The organism is Nostoc sp. NMS7 (assembly GCF_017115085.1).
Taxonomy (GTDB): Bacteria; Cyanobacteriota; Cyanobacteriia; order Cyanobacteriales; family Nostocaceae; genus Nostoc.
This window is the reverse complement of the sequence record NZ_JABXKJ010000232.1, coordinates 1-20,428: the sequence shown is the minus strand read 5'-3', so window position 1 is coordinate 20,428 and position 20,428 is coordinate 1. Positions and strand designations below refer to the sequence as shown.

The window sequence follows — 20,428 nt, the reverse complement described above, 5'->3', positions numbered from 1 at the left end:
GCATCACTCATTTTTGTTTTCAAAACTCCGTACAAGATTGAATTCGATACTCACATACTGAGCTAAATTACAGCTTAACTACTATTGACAAAATTAATTTTTTCTTAACCTGTCAAGAATGGCTTCAGCATGATTGAAGGTCAGGGTATATATAGTTCAAGATAAAATCACAACCACTCAAGGAACATGGCAGAGCTTAATCAATCGACAAAGCAAACAGGACTTTCCGCACAACAGCGTGAACTTCTTGCGTACTTACTAGCTGAAGAAGGTATTGAACTAGAACAGGTATCAAAGATTTCTCCCAGGGAAATCTCTGATACTACACCTGTTTCTTTTCCACAGGCTAGACTGTGGTTCCTCGACCAGTTGCAACCGGGAAGCTATGCCTACAACATCCCGGTGGCACTATCCGTTGCCGGACACCTCAATGTCACAGCACTAGCACAAAGCCTAAATGAAATTGTGCGGCGTCATGAAGCTTTGCGAACCACATTTACTACGGTAAATCAGCAGCCAGTGCAGGTGATTCACTCTGCCCAAACTCTGACAGTACCAGTGATCGACCTAGAAGAGTTTTCTGAAAGCGATCGCCAAACTCAATATTTGCGATTAGCTGACCAGGAAGCCAAACAGCCCTTTGATTTATCGCAATTCCCACTGTTACGTGCTAAAGTTCTACGCTTGTCAGATGAAGAGCATATCGTGCTGTTGACAATGCATCATATTATCTCTGATGGCTGGTCTCTTGGTGTGTTGGTGCAGGAGTTAGCGACGTTTTACGATGCTTTCTCGAATCATCAACCTGTACCTCTGTCTCCACTTTCTATTCAGTATGCAGACTACGCTGTTTGGCAACAGCAAAGACTGCAAGGCGATTTGCTAGACACTCAACTCAACTACTGGAAGCAGCAACTTGCTGGTAGCTTACCTGTCTTACAATTACCCACCGATCGACCGCGACCGGCTGTGCAAACCTTTTGTGGAGCCAGGCAAAAATTGCAGTTGCCTAAGTCCCTATCGAAGGCAATTTTAGACTTGAGTCAGCAAGCAGGAGTTACCCCGTTTATCACCCTGCTAACCGCTTTCAAAATATTGCTTTACCGTTACACAGGGCAAGCAGATATGATTGTTGGTTCTCCCGTTGCTAATCGCAACCAGGCAGAAACTGAGGATTTAATCGGGTTTTTCATCAATACTGTGGTGCTGCGAACCAACCTGGGAGGCAATCCCAGCTTTCAAGAACTACTTTCATCGGTGCGGGATGTAGTTCTGGAGGCTTATAATCATCAGGAATTGCCTTTTGAGAAACTGGTGGAAACTTTGCGACCAGAACGGGATATGAGCCACACACCCCTGTTTCAGGTGATGTTTGCTCTGCAAAACACTCCTATGTCAGCATTGGAATTTTCCGGTTTGCAATTAATTCCATTAGAAATTGACAATGGCACGGCGAAGTTTGATTTGACACTCGATTTAGAAGAAACACTGAGTGGAATCAAAGGTTGGTTAGAGTACAACAGAGACTTGTTTGATGCCAGTACTATTGAGAGGATGGCAGGGCATTTTCAAACTTTGCTAGAAGGTATTGTTACTAACCCAGAGCAAGATTTGTCTGACTTACCGCTTTTGACACCAGCAGAACAGCATCAACTGCTGATTCAATGGAATGATACCCAAGCAGAGTATCCTAATGAGGCATGCATTCATCAATTGTTTGAGGCGCAAGTTGAGCGAACCCCCAACGCCGTGGCAGTGGTTTTTGCAGAGGAACAACTTAGCTACCAGGAACTGAATCGACGAGCGAATCAACTGGCATATTATCTGCAAAAGTTGGGTGTGGCTCCGGAGGTACAGGTGGGTATCTGTGTAGAACGTTCCCTAGAAATGGTAGTAGGACTAATAGGTATACTCAAAGCAGGAGGGGCTTACGTACCTCTAGACCCGGATTATCCGCAAGAGCGTCTGGCATTTATGCTAGAAGATGCTCAGGTGTCAGTGCTGTTGACTCAAAAACATCTAACTGAACGTCTTCCCCATCAGCAAGCAAGGGTGGTTTATCTAGATTCTAACTGGACGACTATCGCACTAGAGAGTACGGATAGCCCGAACAGTGGTGTGACATCTGACAATTCTGCCTATGTCATCTACACCTCTGGCTCGACAGGACTGCCAAAGGGTCCAATCAATACTCACCGTGGGATTTGCAATCGCTTGCTTTGGATGCAAGATGCCTACCAATTAACAGCAGCAGATCGCGTTTTACAGAAGACCCCCTTTAGCTTTGATGTGTCAGTTTGGGAGTTTTTCTGGACTTTATTGACCGGAGCTTGCTTGATTTTAGCGCAACCAGGAGGTCATCGGGACAGTGCCTACCTAGTAAAGCTCATCGCCAAGCAGAAGATTACCACACTCCATTTTGTTCCCTCCATGCTCCATATTTTTCTGGAGGAACAGAGCCTTGAGACTTGCAGTTGTCTGAGACAGGTCATGTGCAGTGGGGAGGCACTGCCATTGGATCTCGAAGAACGCTTTTTTAACCGTTTGAGAGGTGTTAAACTGCACAACCTCTATGGACCAACGGAAGCTGCGATTGATGTCACCTTCTGGGAATGCCAGCAAGACAGCGATCGCGGTACCGTCCCCATAGGTCACCCGATCTCCAACACTCAAATCTATATTCTGGATTCAGATATTCAACCTGTAGCGATTGGAGTTTCTGGTGAGTTGCACATTGCTGGTGTTGGTCTTGCCCGTGGCTACCACAACCGTCCCGATCTAACTGCTGAGAAGTTCATTCCCAACCCCTACCCTTCAGCGAACAGTAACAAGGTAGGAACGCGCCTCTATAAAACTGGCGACCTAGCACGCTACAAACCCGATGGCACTATTGAGTTCTTGGGTCGCATCGATTATCAGGTAAAAATTCGCGGCTTCCGTATTGAGTTAGGAGAAATCGAGACTGTACTGAGCCAACACCCAGCCGTGCAGGCAACCGTAGTCACGGTTCGAGAAGACATAGCAGGTGACAAGCGTCTGGTGGCTTATCTAGTTGTTAAGCAAGAATCAGCTCCTACCGTTAATGAGCTACGCAACTTCCTAATGGAGAAGTTGCCAGACTATATGGTATCCTCCGCCTTCGTTTTCTTGGATACCATGCCGCTGACCCCCAGCGGAAAAGTTGATCGCCGTGCGCTACCCACTCCAGAAGATTTCCGTCCAGATGTAGAAGCGGAGTATGTAGCTCCTCGGACAATAGTTGAGGAGGCGCTGGCAGGTATCTGGTCTGAGGTTCTGAAAATTGAGCAAGTTGGTATCCATGATAATTTCTTTGAGTTGGGGGGGCATTCTCTGCTAGCAACTCAAGTCATATCCCGACTGCGCCAATCTTTCCAGGTGGAACTGCCCTTACGTAGCCTGTTTGAAGCACCTACGGTTGCTAGCTTGGCAGAAAGTCTTGAGAAGCTAGGTCGATTAAAACAAGGCATTCAAGATTTGCCCATATTGCCAGTCTTGCGGGATGGACACCTTCCCCTATCTTTTGCCCAAACTAGGCTGTGGTTGCTAGAACAGTTGCAGCCTGGTAACTCTGCCTATAATATGTCTGCTGCCGTTCGCCTCAAGGGACAGATCAATATAGCGGCGTTGGAACATAGCTTTAACGAAATCGTGCGTCGCCACGAAGCTCTCAGAACCACTTTTGTAGTTGTGGATGGACGCCCAGTTCAGGTCATCGCCCCAACCTTGACCCTAACGCTGCCGATAATTGAGCTGCGAGAGGTTGCAGAAACCGAGCGGGAAGGAGAGGTTATCCGACTAGCAACCGAAGAGGAGCAGCGACCCTTCGATTTAGAACGAGGTTCTCTGTTACGAACCACCTTGCTCCGGCTGGGTGAAGCAGAGTCTGTGCTGCTGCTCGTGATGCATCATATTATCTTAGACGGTTGGTCTATCAATGTATTTGTCCGGGAACTGGCAGCGCTTTACACAGCTTTTTCCATAGGAAATCCCTCACCACTTGCCGACTTACCTATTCAGTATGCGGACTTTGCTCATTGGGAGCAACAGTGGCTGCAAGATGACGTACTCCAAGCCCACCTTTCCTATTGGAATCGGCAGCTTGGTGGTACTCTCCCCGTCCTAGAGTTGCCCACGGACAAACCGCGAGCAACAGTTCAGCACTTCCGGGGGGCAAAGCGATCGCTGGTGCTTTCCAAGTCTCTGTCCCAGGCGCTCAAGACACTGAGTCAACGGGAAGGAGTGACCTTGTTTATGACGCTGTTAGCAGCGTTCAAAACATTGCTCTACCGCTGTATCAAGCAGGAAGATATCATTGTAGGTTCTCCGATCGCAGGTCGAAACAATGCGGAAATTGAATCACTGATTGGCTTTTTTGTTAACACTCTGGTACTCCGTACTGACCTTTCAGGGAACCCAACTTTTCGGGAGCTACTGAGACGGGTGCGTGAGGTGGCTTTAGGTGCTTATGCTCACCAGAGCATGCCTTTCGAGAAGCTGGTGGATGAACTGCAACCGGAACGCGATCTAAGTCGCAACCCCCTGTTTCAGGTATTTTTTAATATGCTCAACTTTGCATCCGAGCCGATCGTACTCCCCGGTCTGACAGTAGAGATCCTCTCGCCTGCTGAAGTTGAAGTTGGGTCGAAGTTCGATATAACTCTGTATGCAAAAGAACAAAATGAAGGAATCCAGTTAGAATTGGTCTATAATACCGAGCTATTTGAACCTGCTCGGATGGTTGAGATGCTGGAACAGCTGCAATATCTGCTGTCGCAAATTGTGGAAAACTCAGAGGAAAGAATTGCTAATTTTTCTCTAGTAACTCCCACGGCTGCTGTTCTCTTACCAAATCCAGTTCAACCCCTCCGTTGTGAATGGGAAGGAACCGTATACAATCAGTTATGCCTACAGGCAAACCGAGTTCCAGAAAGTTTGGCACTTGTAAACGAACAAGAAGGCTGGAGCTACAGAGAACTCAATGCTCTTAGCAACCAACTTGCTAATTATTTGCTTGCAAGCGGTATCCAGTCTCAAGAGATTGTTGCTATTTACGGTCACCGCAGTGCCTCTTTGGTTTGGGCTTTGCTTGGAGTCCTCAAAGCTGGTGCCGCCTTCGTGATTTTAGATTCAACTTATCCAGCTTCCCGCCTGATAAATTGCCTTCACGTGACAAAGCCCCGGATGTGGCTACAGTTGGAAACAGCGGAAAAGGTCCCAGACACTCTGGAAGAGTTTGTGGCGAAATCATGCTGCTATCGCTTGCAGCTTCCCCAAAGTGGCATTAGTGCAGTACGCGATTTATTAATTGGCTATTCAATGGACGATCCAGGCGTGTCCGTTGACCCAGATGACTTGGCATATGTCGCATTTACCTCAGGCTCAACTGGAATGCCAAAGGGAATTTTAGGAACACACAGACCTCTGTCTCATTTCTTACACTGGCAGAGGCAGACGTTTGGACTCCACGAGTCAGATCGCTTTAGCATGCTCTCCGGGGTTTCGCACGACCCCTTACTACGGGATATCTTTGCGCCACTGTGTTTGGGGGCTACCCTATGCATTCCAGATCCAGAGGAAATAGTAAACCCTAGCTACTTAGCGAAATGGACGAAGCAACAGCAGATTAGCATCGCTCATCTGACCCCAGCGATAGGACAACTGCTGACGGAAACAACACCGGATTACACTACCGCTAGCAACGACAATGCTACTTTTCCATACCTTCGTTATGTCTTCTTTGGTGGAGATGTCTTAACAAAGCGCCATATTTCCAATATCCGAAAGTTAGCCCCCTCAGTTACCTGCGTTAATTTTTACGGAACCACTGAAACTCCTCAGGCAATGGGGTATTTGATCGTCCCCAATCAGGGAGATGTTGATTCGGATAATGATCCGGCGAGTTTAAAAGAGATTTTACCCTTGGGTCGAGGAATTCAGGATGTTCAGTTACTTGTTCTCAATGCCTCACAGCAGTTAGCGGGTGTGAGCGAGGTGGGTGAAATCTATGTTCGTACCCCCTACTTATCTAGGGGATACATGAGCGATGATGTACTCACCAAAAGCCGATTCATTACTAATCAGTTTACGCAAATAACTACCGATCAGCTTTATAAGACTGGCGATTTGGGTCGTTATTTGCTGGATGGAAACCTTGAGTTCCTCGGTCGTATCGACGACCAGGTGAAGATTCGAGGCTTCCGCATCGAGCTTGGGGAGATCGAGGCGATGCTGAGCTTACATCCCGCAGTGCGCGAGGTTGTGGTGATAGATAGGGAGGATAAACCAGGGGACAAGCGTCTGGTAGCCTATGTTGTTTCACATCAAAAACTGGTACTTACAATCAGTGACCTGCGTAATCTTCTGAAACAGAAACTGCCTGATTACATGGTGCCTTCAGCCTTTGTACTACTGGATGCTTTGCCAGTGACACCCAACGGTAAGATTGACCGTCGGGCGTTACCTGAGCCAGATGGTCTTCGCTTGGAGTTAGAAGTAGCTTATGTGCCACCCCAGAATAAGGTGGAGCAAATCATCGCTAATATTTGGCAAGAGGTGCTTCGTTTAGAGACAGTGGGTGTGCATGATAATTTCTTTGATTTAGGTGGTAATTCATTACTCATAGTCCAAGTACTTAGCAAACTGCGAGAGGTTTTTAACATGGATATACCAATGGTTGACGTGTATAAGTGTCCAACCATAAATGCCTTGGCTAAATATTTAAACCAGAAACAAATTGAGCCACCTTCTTTCCAACATATCCATGACCGAGCGGAGACGCGTAAAAAATCAATAAATCTTCAAAAGCAATTCAGACAAGAATATAGAGCAACAAAAAATCACAGAGGTGTTCAAGATGATTAACTCAGATACGCTTGATCGTTTTAATGGGACAGAAATAGCTATTATCGGCATGAGCGGTCGATTTCCAAAAGCCAGAAGTATTGATGAGTTTTGGCATAACCTGCGCGACGGTGTGGAATCAATTTCATTTTTATCTAACCAGGAACTGGAGTCTTCAGGTGTAGATGCTGCTGTGCTGAATAGCCCCAATTATGTTAAAGCCACACCTGTAATGGAAGGTATAGATATGTTTGACGCTTCATTCTTCGGCTTTAATCCCAGAGAAGCTGAAATAATGGATCCACAACACCGCCTCTTTTTAGAATGTGCCTGCGAAGCTGTTGAAAATGCTGGCTACAACTCTGAATCTTACCAAGGTCAAATAGGTGTTTATGCTGGTGTCTCTATAAGCACCTACTTGTTCAACATTTTTTCAAACCTTGGACTCGTAGGAGCTGTAGGCGATTTAGCCATTCTGCATGGAAATGAAAAAGATTATCTGACCACACGCGTCTCTTACAAATTAAACCTGAAGGGACCGAGTGTGGCTGTTCAAACTTCCTGCTCGACTTCGTTGGTTGCTGTTCACCTAAGTTGCCAAAGCTTATTAAATCATGAATGTGATATGGCTTTAGCTGGTGGAGTTTCAATCAGCGTCCCACAAAAAGTAGGTTATTTGTATCAAGAGGGGGGGATTTTTTCTCCTGATGGACGCTGTAGAGCCTTTGATGCCAAGGCACAGGGAACTATTTTCGGTTCTGGTGTAGGAATTGTCGTTTTAAAACGGCTAGCAGATGCTCTCGCAAATGGAGACCACATTCATGCAGTTATCAAAGGTTCAGCTATCAATAATGACGGTTCTTTGAAAGTTGGCTACACCGCACCCAGTGTGGATGGTCAGGCAGAAGTGATTGCAGAGGCTATGGCAATAGCCAGGGTTGAACCCGAAACTATCACCTATATCGAAGCTCACGGAACCGCCACACCTGTGGGCGATCCGATTGAAGTCGCTGCACTGACACAAGTTTTTCGCACCAGTACTCAGAAAAAAGGCTTCTGTGCCATCGGCTCAGTCAAAACAAATGTCGGACATCTGAATACGGCATCTGGTGTGACGGGCTTAATCAAGACCGTCCTGGCGCTGAAAAACAAGCTTATACCACCTAGCTTGCACTTTGAACAACCCAATCCCAAGATTGATTTCGCAAATAGTCCTTTTTACGTCAACACTGAGCTTACTGAATGGAAAACAGACAGAACTCCACGCCGGGCTGGGGTCAGTTCCTTTGGCATCGGTGGAACCAATGCACACATCATTCTTGAGGAAGCCCCGCTTGTTCAGGCTTCTGGAATTTCCAGACCCTGGCAATTGCTGGTGTTATCTGCCAAGACTAATTCTGCACTTGAAACTGCGACTGACAATCTCGTTGATTACTTGAAGCAACATCCAGATGTTAACCTCGCCGATGTCACGCATACCTACCATATTGGTAAAAAAGCTTTCAGTCATCGTCGGATGCTGGTGTGCCGCGACCTTGATGATGCTGCGCTCTCGCTGGAAATGCTGAACCCCAAACGGGTTTTTACCGCCACCCAAGAGCCTAGTGAACGGTCGGTCGTATTTATGTTTACAGGGCAGGGAGCGCAGTATGTGAATATGGCGTTAGAACTTTATCAGGAGGAACCGATATTTCGTGAGCAGGTTGACCTTTGCTCAGAATTTCTCAAACCAAAGCTAGGGCTTGATCTGCGCCAAGTGCTGTACCCAAGGAACGAGCAAGCTGAAGAGGCTACGCAGCAACTACAGCAGACTTTCATTACACAGCCAGCGCTATTTGTGATTGAGTATGCCCTAGCCAAGTTGTGGATGTCGTGGGGCGTGCATCCCCAAGCAATGATCGGCCACAGTATTGGTGAATATGTCGCAGCAAGTCTTGCTGGAGTTTTCTCTCTAGAAGATGCCTTGAAGTTGGTTACCGCTCGCGGACAACTGATGCAGAACCTGCCCGGTGGTGCCATGCTCGCCGTGTCACTTCCGGAAAAGGAGGTATACCCTCTTTTGGGCCAGCAACTCTCTTTAGCTGCGAACAACGGGCTATCTCTTTGTGTTGTATCAGGTCCGACAGAGGCTGTAGATGCATTGCAGATGCAGCTACTTGAACGAGGCATAGAGTGCCGCCTTCTCCATACTTCCCATGCCTTTCATTCAGTTATGATGGACTCGATGTTAGTTCCATTTACTGATCTGGTAGAAAAAGTACACTTAAAGCCCCCGACAATTCCCTATATATCTAACGTCACTGGTACTTGGATAAAAGCGACGGAGGCGACGAATCCAAGTTATTGGGCCAAGCATCTGCGCCAAACGGTTCGTTTGGCAGACGGTATGCACGAGCTGTTGACAGAACCAGAGCGTATACTGTTGGAGGTTGGACCTGGGCGGACATTGAGCACATTAGCAAGATGCCATCCCAATAAGACTGCTGGTCATATTATACTATCTTCGTTACGTCATCCGCACGACCAGTTCTCGGATGTTGCATTTTTGCTGAACACATTAGGCCAGATATGGCTTGTAGGAGTAAAAGTGGATTGGTCAGGGTTTTACGCCCATGAACGACGCCATCGTCTCCCCTTACCAACCTACCCCTTTGAGCGACAGCGTTACTGGATTGAACCACAACAGCAGATATACCAGGCTAGCATTAACCAACAGACTCAACTGAAATCTTTAAAAGATACAGAAAATGCAGAGAAAGTAAATTCATCCTCACTTCACCCGAGACCGTATTTGCCGAATGTCTATGTTGCTCCGACCAATGAGCTTGAGCGGACTATTGCCAATATTTGGCAAAATTTGCTTGGTATAGAACAAGTCGGCATCCATGACAACTTCTTTGAGTTGGGAGGACATTCCATGTTGGCTACCCAGCTTGTATTGCAACTGCGCGAAACCTTCCAGGTAGAACTTTCCCTACGGAGCTTGCTGGAGACACCTACTGTAGCCGATTTTGCCCAAGTGATTGACATTGCTCGTCGGGAAGGCTCATTCAGTGAAAATAGGGCAACGACTGACACAGATTTGCAAGCTGAAGCAGTTCTAGATCCCGCAATCAACCCTGAGGCTTTACCTGTGGAGTATATAGCAGAACCAGCTAATATCTTCTTGACTGGAGTGACAGGCTTTCTAGGAGCCTTTTTACTCCATGAACTCCTTGAGCAAACTCCGGCAAACATTTATTGTTTAGTACGTGCCCACGATGCTGAGGAAGGCAAAAACCGCATCCAAAAAAACCTGGAAACATATTCTCTATGGAATGAATTTTTTAAATCTAGAATTATCCCAATCTTAGGAGATCTGTCTAAGTCACTTTTGGGTCTATCAAATGAGCAGTTTTACCAAATGTCAACCAAAATTGATGTTATCTATCATAATGGAGCGTTAGTTAATTTTATTTACCCATACCATGCGCTTAAGGCAACCAATGTTCTTGGAACCCAGGAAATCCTTAGATTGGCTTGTCAGTTCAAAGTGAAGCCCGTGCATTATATTTCTTCCATCGCTGTTTTTGACTTAGATGCCTATTCTGATGTTAAGCTACTTGAAGAAGAGGACAACCTTGAGCATAGTGAAGGTTACTATACAGGTTATGGTCAGGGCAAATGGGTTGCTGAAAAGTTAGTAAAAATTGCACAATCCAGAGGGGTTCCAGTCTGTATCTACAGACCAGGAAATATAGTAGGAGATAGCAAAACAGGTATCTGTCATACCAATGATATGTTGTTCAGAATGGCAAAAGGATGTATCCAACTGGGTATTGCATCAAACAATGATACATTAGTGGATATGACTCCTGTGGACTATGTGAGTAAAGCGCTTATCTACCTATCTAGACAAAAAGAATCACTAGGGAAAGTTTTTCACTTAGTTAATCCTCATCCCATCCACTGGAGCAATATTATCAACTGGATTAACTCTTTTGGCTACCCACTTCAGTCGGTTGCGTATGACAAGTGGCGAGCAGAACTGATCAATGTGGCAAGGCATTCTCAAGAAAATGCTTTGTATCCTTTGTTGGCTCTTTTTTCCGAAGAGCAGAATCAACCAACAAGACTAAGAAAGTACGACTGCCAAAACACGCTCATTAGACTTGCAAACACTTCCATCATCTGTCCACCAGTAGATACTGAACTGCTGAGTATTTACTTCTCATACTTCATTCGTAGCGGTTTCCTGAATTCCCCACAGCCAGTAACTACTTCACGTTGATCTGCCCTCCCCACTGCTACAAGCTTGGTAAGGATTAGAAGAACGTCTTCGGGCTATATGTTCGTCCTGCTTATATAGTCAGGACAGTCAATAAAGCGTAGCTTCAGCACTATCAAAGAGGCAGTTGTGGCTAGAAAGAAAGAAACATCTACTAAAGAAAATGCCCTCACACCTGGTGCCCGCCTTTGGCGCGATCGCAACTTCAATATTTTCTGGGCTGGTCAAACGTTTGATGCTTTTGGTGACTCGTTCGCCATGATTGTCATGCCCCTATTGGTGCTGGAGGCAACTGGTTCAATTGCTCAGATGGGTCTTGTCACTGGAACTATCGGTGTTGGCAATCTAATATCTGGCATAGTTTCCGGGGCGATCGTCGATCATATGGATCGGCGCTGGCTAATGATTTTCTGTGACATTGGTCGGGCTATATTCTATGCCCTCATTCCGCTTAGTTGGTGGTTTTTGGGAGCAAACATTGGTCTAATCTATGTAGTTGCTGGAATCACTGCCTATCTGACTACTACTTTCCTCATCACTTATAATGCTGCCATACCCAATATTGTTGATGTCGATCTGACTACTGATGCTAATGGTCGCCTACAATCAACTGTTGCATTGGCATATGTTGCAGGTCCTATGCTCGCAGGCTTGCTCTCCAAGCGGTTCGACCCTTCTTCTGCTATGGGAATAGCTAGCCTTTCATACATACTCTCTGCACTGCTGATGTTTTGTGTCAGGATACGTAAAGCAATTATGATTAATCCCGTAACAGATATCAGTACAAAGTATGCACATCTTCAAGAATTTCTCGCAGGTATACGCTTTTTGTTGAACCACCCAGTGCTGAAGTCTGTCACATTGATCCTTGCCACATTCATCTTTTTCTCAGAGGCAACGATAGACCTTTGTATCTTCCGCTTAAAATACGATTTGTATCAAAACAATGATGCCATTGGTGTTGTCTTTGGGGTAGGGAGCTTTGGTGCCCTCTTGGGAGGTTTAACTGCACCCACCTTACGCCGTAGATGGGGATTTGGTTTGTGCTTTTTAGGTAGTTTGACTATCCAGGGAATTACGATCGCCTCTATTGGATTTGCGCCCACTGTAGTGATGATAGCGACTCTAGCTACTTTCTTTACCTTTGGCCTCACACTCAGGAATGTCAGTTCGATAACACTGCGCCAGCAAGTTACACCCGATCAACTTCTGGGTCGTGTTTCTGCTGCTTTTTGGACGCTACTTACAATTTTGGGACCAGTAGGTACTGCTCTGACCACAGCGTTTGCAGAAAAGATAGGCGTACCGCTTGTGCTGGTTCTAATCGGCGTCATCAGCGTTTTTGTGGCGATGATTGGTTTTTTTACTCCCGCGAACACTCAGTGCCCCGAGCAGGTAGTCCCTTTCTCAATCAATGGAGAGTAGAGTACGAAAAGCTTGAGACTGTTCTCAATGTCTAGTTAAGCTGTTCCTCATCTAGTTTTACAGGGCAATCTAAGGCAGTAAACGGGTTCAGGCGCTAAATTATCAAATTTAGATGCACGTCAGCTTATTACCAAAGGAGCATGTCAGTATTGCAAATCTATCTGGAAAAAATTCGGAAAACTCTAACTTTTATTTTCAATTTGTAGAGCAACCCACCTCTACAAAAGTCAGATATACACCATACAAACTCGTGAAAGCAAATAGTAAAGGAGGCAAATGATGACTACATCAAAATCGTATGAAGTAAGCTTAGAACATATTGACGTGAAAAGTGAGCTACATCGCTTACATAACCTAGCTAATCAGAACTGGGAGAAAGAAGCACGCAATTTGAAGGAGTTTGGTTTACAGGATGGAATGTCTATTCTCGAAGTAGGAAGCGGTCCAGGGTTTGTTACGGAATTGCTTTCTAGTTTGGTGCCAAATGGTTCAATAATCAGTGTCGAAATTGATCCCGACTTAATCAAATATAGCGAGCAGTATTTGAAAGACAAAGCATCTAGCCAATATCGTATTGTTGAAGGGTCTGTTATGGATATGGACTTTCCCGACAACACTTTTGACTTTGTGGTGGCACGTCTGCTTATTCGACACCTTCCAGATCCAATTGGCGCAGTAAAAGAAATTTTCCGGGTTCTTAAACCAGGCGGTAAGCTGGCAATTACTGAATTTGACTATGGAATTCCTCCCATCAGTGACCCAGATGTCCCAGAGGGTGAGCTTATTCGGGAAAAAGCTATGTATGCACATAAAGCGCGTGGCGGCGACCCGCTGATGGGGCGAAAGTTATGGCGTGTACTCAAAGCTTCGGGTTTTCAGAAGTTTGATCTGGAAGCAGTTGTATTTCATAGTGGTAAAAAAGGCATAGAGTGGTGCTATCCACAGTTTGATCCAGACCGTGCCTTGCCTTTAGTGAAGGAGGGCGTCATATCAGAAGCAGAAATGCAAAGTTTCCGTACTGCTGTCGAGAGATTTATGTCTTCTGAAGATCCTTTTTTCTTGTGGGTTATACTAATGTCTTGCGGTGAGAAGCCATAACTAAATATCCCCGAAAACTACGTAGGTAATTGGCATCAGCATTTAACAGATGCCAATCAACTGTCAAAGTTATTAACTGTCCAAGTAAAGGAAAGCAAAATGAGTACCGATGAAAAACAAGACAACACAATTTACAAGGTAGTTGTAAATCACGAAGAGCAATACTCAATATGGTCTATCTCCCGAGACAATGCTGTCGGTTGGAGGGATGCAGGGAAGAGTGGAACTAAGGCAGAATGCTTGGCTTATATCAAAGAAGTATGGATAGATATGAGACCACTCAGTCTAAGGCATAAGATGAAGGTGGCTACTTCCAAAAGCTAGAAATTTTGCAAAATTTCTACTTTTGATTTAGCTTCCATAAACACCTCTCACACAGGAAAACTTGCAGTTTGTGGTAGGCAGATGATCAGAGTAAGTAAGCTTGTTGAACCAATACTCTCAGGTAGTTGAGCCGTGGGAGTATCAAAATTCATTATTTATTGGTACAAATTATGAACAGGTGATGCTGTCTACTTTGACATCTTAGGTTCAGTTCTTATCCATTACATCAAAAAGTGAGGCATCAGTTTTAATGTGAATTTGATGGCTCATATAGTGTCCGCCTAATTAACGTAACGTGAGTTCGACAGCGAACGAAAGCCAGAAGACTTGCTCCTAGAGGAATCGAAGGAATGGGATAGAAAAAATAACTAAGATTTATGGAGGATGAGTGAAAAAAGCATAAAAAAACACCAAGACTAAAAAATATCTTAGAAAAATCATGGTCTCGGCTATGTCTACTATTGTATCGCGCCTGGATATCACGCAAATATTCTGTGAGGTGGATGATTTCTGCAATCAGTGGGAAGACTTGTGGCAACAAGTACCACAGCTACCATCGACAAAAGGAGAGCGTCGCAGTAAGTCGCGGATGTGCTTCTCAGAAGTGATGACAATAGTAATAGCCGAATGGCAGTGGTTACAGAACCTTTAAGGAATTTTATACATTACACGTACTTTCAAGTTGGCGAGGGGCATTTCCCAATATAGTCAGCTACACAAGATTTGTGGAATTGATGCCTTGATGGGCTAACATAACAAACCTTTGAACACTTTTACTAAAGCTTTAGAAGCTTTTAGAATTTTTATTCAAGCAGTTTTTGCAACACAACCAGATAAATAGCAGATAAATTTATGCTTATCAAGCACAAACACGAACTTCAAAACACATCTCGTGCCATTCAAACAAAGGATTGGTCAACGATTCGTTTTCTTCTTGAAGAAGATGGTGTTGGAATCACGGTGACGGATGTCAATATTCACGAAGGCTCAGATGCAGTATATCACTACAAACATCACACGGAGGTATGTTACTGCCTCCAAGGTAATGCGACCCTTGAAGACCTTCAAACAGGGCAAGTCCACCAGGTTCGACCTGGTACTCTTTGGGTATCGCGCAAAGGGGAACGCTTCCGCTTTGTAGCAAAAGTGCATACAAGACTTATCTCTATTTTCATACCAGCACTTTTAGGAACCGAGGTTAATGACGAAGAAGGATCTTTTCCTTTGCTTGGTGGAGATGAAAAACCCTGAGAGCGTGTTTAAAAAATAGCTTAATAGGGATTCCAGGTATCTAGGTGAGAAGGCCTTAGGACTAGCCCTTTCAAGGTGTGTTATTTTCTTGTTTTTTCTGGTTTAGAATCTTAAAAGTTGAGACATGAGGTCGATTATTGAGATCAGTCTGCTTTTGATGAGGTTTTTTTAACCTCGCTGATGACGACGAAAAGCCCTCAGCTTAACAAGACCTGCCAAATGTTTGAGAATTTGCGATAATTCTGTGAAGGTCATGTTCGGAAAAACACGCCATTCTTCAGGGGGAATCGCAATCATCATCCCCCGGTAACTACCCTTAATTTCGTCAGCTAAATAATAGCTGAAAATTTCGGTTTCTACTTTATCGGTTCCATGAACACTTCTAAGTAGCTGACTATGAAAAAGATAAAAATAGTTACCTTTTTGTTAATTCTATTTTTTGCATTTTTGGGACTTTACCAACTAAACCCTCCTGCCGCAGCATCCATAAGCGCACCTCTTATAGAGTTTTCTTCTGGTCGTGCGATAAAACACCTTGAGGTGATCGCCCAAAAACCTCACCCAATTGGTTCACCTGAACACACAGTTGTGCGCGATTACATCTTAAAAGAACTTACTGCTCAGGGACTTAGCCCCGAAGTTCAGAAAACAACAGTTGTTAACCCTAGATGGGGTACTCCATTTGTAGCGGGAACCGTACATAATATTGTTGCCAGACTACAAGGAACAAATAACACTAAGGCTATCTTAGTTGCTGCTCACTATGATTCAGTACCAAACAGTCCTGGTGCCAGTGATGATGGTGCTGCTGTTGTGGCAATGCTAGAAACTATTAGAGCTTTAAGAGCAGGTTCACACTTAAGAAATGATATTATTTTTCTTATCACTGATGGTGAAGAACCTGGGCTTTTGGGGGCAAAAGCCTTTGTAGATGAACACCCTTGGGCTAAAAATATTGGACTTGTGCTGAATTTTGAAGCCCGTGGAAATAGCGGGGCTTCAGTAATGTTTGAAACTAGTAGTGAAAATGGATGGCTGATAAAGGAGTTTGCTCAAGCTGCCACACATCCAGTTGCCAATTCACTCACTTATAGCATTTATAAGCTTTTGCCCAATGATACCGATTTAACGATGTTCAAACAGGCGGGATTTCCCGGATTTAATTTTGCTTATTTGAATGGTGTTATTCATTATCACACTTTTTCTGACAATCTGGAAAATATTGATGAGCGCAGCCTCCAGCACCACGGCGACTATATCTTAGCTTTGACGCGTCATTTTGGCAACTTAGATTTAAAAGATATAAAAAAAAGCGATTCTGTCTATTTTGACATCTTAGGCTTAGCTCTTATTCACTACCCCAGTGTCTGGGTCGCTCCTTTAACAGTTTTTGTAGTTTTATTATTTATTGGGGCGGTGGTACTCGGTTTTAGAAGAAAGCAGCTGACGTTTTCTGGTATTGTTTTAAGCTTTCTTGCTTTTCTGTTAAATATTGTCAGTGCTTCGCTAATTGTGACACTTACCTGGTGGATGATAGGGAGCTTGCACACTGAGTATAGAGCGTTTCCTCAGGGCGATACTTATAACAGCCAATTTTACATGATCAGCTTTGTAGCCCTTACCATTGCCATTACCTTAGGTCTTTACGTTTGGTTTCGCAAAAAGATACGTATACAAAATTTAACGGTTGGCGCATTGCTTTGGTGGCTAATATTAATGGTACTGAGTAGCATATATTTGCCTGGTGCTAGTTACCTATTTACATGGCCACTTCTCTTCAGTCTTGTAGGATTGGGGTTTATATTCGCTTCCAATCGGGATTTTGCTAAGGTGAAAGGCTTAGTAGTACTAACTGCTTGCACCATTCCAGGTATCATCCTGCTTGCTCCCACAATTTATGTGGTATTTGTCGCACTCACCCTAGAGTTCTCTGGAGTGGTAATGGTTCTGGTGGTTCTACTACTTGGGTTACTTATTCCCCACCTTTGCCTCATGGCGATTCCAAACAAATGGTTGTTGCCCACCGTTTCGATGCTAGTAAGTTTAAGTTTTATTCTCCTCGGTAGCTTCACAGCCGGTTTTGATGCCCATCATCCCAAACCAAACAGTATCTTTTATGGATTGAATGCGGACACGGGGAAGGCAATCTGGGCGAGTGCTGATAAACAAACAGATGAGTGGACATCCCAGTTCCTTTCTCAGGATACAGAACAAACTAAATTAGCTGAATATTTTCCTACGGTGTCCAGGAAATTTCTCAAAAGTCAGGCTCATGTAGTACAACTGACTACACCCATGATCGAGCCACTCAGTGATGACATGCGTGATGGCACTAGAACTGTACGTGTGCGTATTACCTCGCCTCGGCAAGCACGTATTATGCGTATATACGTAGATTCAAATACAGAAGTTCTCGCGGCGACGCTGAATGGGAAGAAAATCGACAATAATATAGGCGATCATACTGCCTCTGCAAAGAATTGGGGCTTTAATTATTTTGCCCTTCCTAAAGAAGGTATAGAGTTAACTTTGGCACTAAAGCCATCCCAACCCTTAAAGCTAAAAGCTGTGGATCAATCAGATGGGCTTCCGGAAATACGCGGAAAATCTTTCCCCGCAAGACCAAATTACATGATACCTACAGGATTTGATTCTGGAATTAGCGATTCGATTCTAGTCAGTAAATCTTTTACTTTGTGATGTCAAAACTACTAACCCAAGTTATGGGTTATAAAACCGAATGGCACTAAGAAAAGCCGAAACACTTATGGGTTAAGCGGTTTGCAATTGCTTGCGTAATTCATGCCGAGGTTTGATCATTAAGGGGTAGGCTTTAGGGCGACGTTTACGGACTCGTGGTTCACTTCTAGCAGGGCGATCGCTCACCAGGGCAAACGCATCTTATTTACTAATAAAAACTAAAAAGGATTCCTTAAATATCACAAGTGTTGGAGGAAATCTTCAGCGAATTCGTTAAACGGCAGAATCCATTTATAGTCCTTGTCCAAAAATACCCGATAGGACGCAATTATTGGTAATGCCAGGTCAGTTGGCGCACCAAACCCAAAAGAATACTTGCTGTCAGGCAACAATGTAGTTTTACGTATATCAATTGATGCTAAATCGTTAGCACCCTTTCTTCTGGGGTTGCTGATATGTTCTTGGATTATTTCGTAGAGTCTTTGCTCTATCCACAGAGCATGAGTTAGCAGAGGCAGTAAGGCGGTTAATCTTTCCCTCTCTACGTCTGTGATGTTACTTGGAAGACTCATCCCTGCTGGGTGTTTGGTTCGTTTATTGCCGTCGGGGTTGTATTTATTTCTGTCGAGGCAGTAAAGCAGCTTCAGCAAATGGGTAACATTGCACTGGGCATTTCTGGGAGCGCCACTTTGATTCTGGTAATAAGCGATGCGGAATTTTCTATCTTCTTTCTGTTCTAACTGGGCTAAATACTGCTTGATGAATTTGTAATCACCCCTAGCGTTGACTTTGGAGCGAGAATCTACTGGCGTTGTCGTGTTGGAGGCCAGGGCTATATCCTTAGCCTCGTCTTCCGAGAGTCCGATGTGGATGGTAACTTTTACTCTGGCTTGACTTAAATTGTAGTTGTAATTTTTCGCTTGCTCAAACCCTAATACTGTGTGCCCACCGTTGATAATGCCATCACTGCCCCCCTCGTTAGCTTCTAAAATCTCCAGTTCTAGTTCAGTTTTATTTTTGATAGGTTTAGCAATATTAGCTGACAGAACGATTCCACTGTGACGAGAGAAGAATTTTTCGGGTTCAGTCGTCAGGGAGTCGAAGACTTGTCTGTAGGTCGCGCTTTTGCGGTTCGGTTCCCTGATATTGGGTTCTAGGGGTAGGTCTGTCGGAAACGAATCTACATGAGCAGTGGCGATGATGCAATTGGGGTTGGCTTGAAAATAGTTATCTATCTTGATGTTCCAAGTCTTGGGCATACTTTATTTGCAAGGGAGGTTAAATTTCTATGTTAACCAAAACTAGTATCTGATATCGCGTTTCTCGGTAATGCCAAGTACCGTTGTATGCCAACCTAAAAATGCACTGTCAGGGCTACGGAAAGAGGTGCATGGTAAGGGGTTTAAAACCTTTCCCTCCGCCCCTTATCCTCTGAGGGAACCCCAACTTCCCCAATAAATAGCCAAGTCATTTCCAATTCGCAATTACCAATGGGCTAACGCCCCGCTCCGCTAACGCAATTCGCTTTTTCACTCCCCACGCATGAATACGTTCCGTTGAATATTGATACTATGTGTTTTGTTTTTTTCATAATTGAAATTAGGGCTTTTGACACCAAGGATGAAGCAATTATCAATTACGTCCGCAATTGCGAATTGCGTTAGCGACGTTCGCATAGCCTCTCCGTCAGGAGAAGGAGCGTCACTGCGAATTGCGAATTATTCGGTAAAAATACTTATTCCTCGATCGCCTCAACACCAAGTTGCTTCAGTCGCTCAAGGTTATCTTTCATGGTCTTGATCGCTTCTGGAGAGTGCCCCTGCCAATTCATGACCTCGCCCATGACCCGCAGAGGCTCCCGCGAGCGGTATGACTTCGTTGGATTACCTGGGAATTTCTTGTCCGTCACATTGGGGTCATCCTCGATCGGCCCGATCGGTTCCACGATGTAGATTCTGCCGCGTCCCTCGCCGAGAGCTAGTTCAGCCCCCCAGGTTGCCGCATCCAAAGTGGCAGCCAGATAAACGTAGGTCGCCTTCTTCCCCTGACCGTAGTTAGAGTGATAACCGCGTTCGATTAGGTCTCCTAGCTTCAGGTCTGCCTTTGTACCGTGGTAGAACTGCTGCGAACTCAGATCGTTGATAGCTGCCATCGGCTTGCTCCTTTTACTGTTCGACTGCATTGAAATCACGGGATAGTTATAACCTTTGCTGCAAAACCTACCAACTTGGTGTTCGTCAAAGACGTGCCGAACGCGAGTGCGTTCCGCAGGAAAGGCATTGCCTCTCGAACGCGAGTGCGTCTCTGAAAGAGAAGGTATCCCCCTTACCTCAAAACAAAAAATCACCCAGCTATATCCTTCCCACTCTTGTAGTTCATAGCTCTGGGTTTTCTCTTGCCTATAGGGACTATTTTCGATTGCTTGGGAGGTTGAGGAGGACGGCATTTTTCACAGTAGAGCGGTCGCACACCAAAGGTTTCTCGTTGTGTAGGTTGCTCACA

General features: G+C 44.8%; 11 protein-coding genes. 8 read left to right on the top strand and 3 right to left on the bottom strand.

Annotation, left to right across the window (positions count from 1 at the left end; translation table 11 throughout):
• The first annotated feature begins 186 nt into the window (after window positions 1-186).
• The 7 genes from HWQ38_RS30055 to HWQ38_RS30025 all read left to right on the top strand — a co-directional run bounded on the left by HWQ38_RS30055 (window position 187) and on the right by HWQ38_RS30025 (window position 15,226).
• Window positions 187-6,882, top strand: a complete 6,696-nt coding sequence (locus HWQ38_RS30055) for a non-ribosomal peptide synthetase (protein ID WP_292801173.1) — start codon at window positions 187-189, stop codon at window positions 6,880-6,882.
• Window positions 6,875-11,131 (top strand): thioester reductase domain-containing protein, encoded by a 4,257-nt coding sequence (locus HWQ38_RS30050; protein ID WP_292801171.1) that lies wholly within the window; start codon window positions 6,875-6,877, stop codon window positions 11,129-11,131. Before HWQ38_RS30055 ends, HWQ38_RS30050 begins: the two co-directional genes overlap by 8 nt.
• 126 nt (window positions 11,132-11,257) lie before the next feature.
• Entirely contained in the window at window positions 11,258-12,553 is a 1,296-nt protein-coding gene (locus HWQ38_RS30045; RefSeq protein ID WP_292801169.1) for an MFS transporter, read from the top strand.
• A 279-nt stretch (window positions 12,554-12,832) separates the two neighbouring features.
• Window positions 12,833-13,651: a methyltransferase domain-containing protein gene (locus tag HWQ38_RS30040; RefSeq protein ID WP_292801167.1), complete on the top strand. Its 819-nt coding sequence runs from the start codon at window positions 12,833-12,835 to the stop codon at window positions 13,649-13,651.
• A 99-nt stretch (window positions 13,652-13,750) separates the two neighbouring features.
• Window positions 13,751-13,975, top strand: coding sequence for an MbtH family protein (locus HWQ38_RS30035; RefSeq protein WP_292801166.1), 225 nt, complete (start codon window positions 13,751-13,753; stop codon window positions 13,973-13,975).
• Window positions 13,976-14,426: 451 nt separating this feature from the next.
• Entirely contained in the window at window positions 14,427-14,627 is a 201-nt protein-coding gene (locus HWQ38_RS30030; RefSeq protein ID WP_292801164.1) for a hypothetical protein, read from the top strand.
• Window positions 14,628-14,827: 200 nt separating this feature from the next.
• Complete coding sequence (locus HWQ38_RS30025; protein WP_292801162.1) at window positions 14,828-15,226, top strand: ectoine synthase; 399 nt, start codon at window positions 14,828-14,830, stop codon at window positions 15,224-15,226.
• 168 nt (window positions 15,227-15,394) lie between these two features.
• On the opposite strand, the gene HWQ38_RS30020 is transcribed toward HWQ38_RS30025, so the two are convergent.
• Window positions 15,395-15,526 carry a hypothetical protein gene (locus tag HWQ38_RS30020; protein WP_292801160.1) on the bottom strand — a complete coding sequence of 44 codons (132 nt, stop codon included), beginning with the start codon at window positions 15,524-15,526 and terminating at the stop codon, window positions 15,395-15,397.
• Between the two features lie 96 nt (window positions 15,527-15,622).
• On the opposite strand from HWQ38_RS30020, the gene HWQ38_RS30015 reads away from it, so the two are divergent.
• Window positions 15,623-17,926, top strand: a complete 2,304-nt coding sequence (locus HWQ38_RS30015) for a M20/M25/M40 family metallo-hydrolase (RefSeq protein WP_292801158.1) — start codon at window positions 15,623-15,625, stop codon at window positions 17,924-17,926.
• Window positions 17,927-18,165: 239 nt separating this feature from the next.
• Here the strand turns inward: HWQ38_RS30015 and HWQ38_RS30010 are convergent, their stop codons facing one another.
• A complete protein-coding gene (locus tag HWQ38_RS30010) occupies window positions 18,166-19,185 on the bottom strand; it encodes an AIPR family protein (protein WP_292801156.1) in 1,020 nt (339 codons plus the stop codon).
• 476 nt (window positions 19,186-19,661) lie between these two features.
• Window positions 19,662-20,078 carry an NAD(+)--rifampin ADP-ribosyltransferase gene (arr, locus tag HWQ38_RS30005; RefSeq protein WP_292801154.1) on the bottom strand — a complete coding sequence of 139 codons (417 nt, stop codon included), beginning with the start codon at window positions 20,076-20,078 and terminating at the stop codon, window positions 19,662-19,664.
• Window positions 20,079-20,428: the final 350 nt, after the last annotated feature.

What these genes read in the sequence shown, in the direction of transcription:
- HWQ38_RS30040 (WP_292801167.1), top strand. Translation starts at nt 12,833, where the DNA reads ATGACTACATCAAAATCGTATGAAGTAAGCTTAGAACATATTGACGTG.
- HWQ38_RS30020 (WP_292801160.1), bottom strand. Translation starts at nt 15,526, where the DNA reads ATGATGATTGCGATTCCCCCTGAAGAATGGCGTGTTTTTCCGAACATG.
- HWQ38_RS30030 (WP_292801164.1), top strand. Translation starts at nt 14,427, where the DNA reads ATGTCTACTATTGTATCGCGCCTGGATATCACGCAAATATTCTGTGAG.
- HWQ38_RS30035 (WP_292801166.1), top strand. Translation starts at nt 13,751, where the DNA reads ATGAGTACCGATGAAAAACAAGACAACACAATTTACAAGGTAGTTGTA.
- HWQ38_RS30050 (WP_292801171.1), top strand. Translation starts at nt 6,875, where the DNA reads ATGATTAACTCAGATACGCTTGATCGTTTTAATGGGACAGAAATAGCT.
- HWQ38_RS30015 (WP_292801158.1), top strand. Translation starts at nt 15,623, where the DNA reads ATGAAAAAGATAAAAATAGTTACCTTTTTGTTAATTCTATTTTTTGCA.
- HWQ38_RS30025 (WP_292801162.1), top strand. Translation starts at nt 14,828, where the DNA reads ATGCTTATCAAGCACAAACACGAACTTCAAAACACATCTCGTGCCATT.
- arr (WP_292801154.1), bottom strand. Translation starts at nt 20,078, where the DNA reads ATGGCAGCTATCAACGATCTGAGTTCGCAGCAGTTCTACCACGGTACA.
- HWQ38_RS30055 (WP_292801173.1), top strand. Translation starts at nt 187, where the DNA reads ATGGCAGAGCTTAATCAATCGACAAAGCAAACAGGACTTTCCGCACAA.
- HWQ38_RS30010 (WP_292801156.1), bottom strand. Translation starts at nt 19,185, where the DNA reads ATGCCCAAGACTTGGAACATCAAGATAGATAACTATTTTCAAGCCAAC.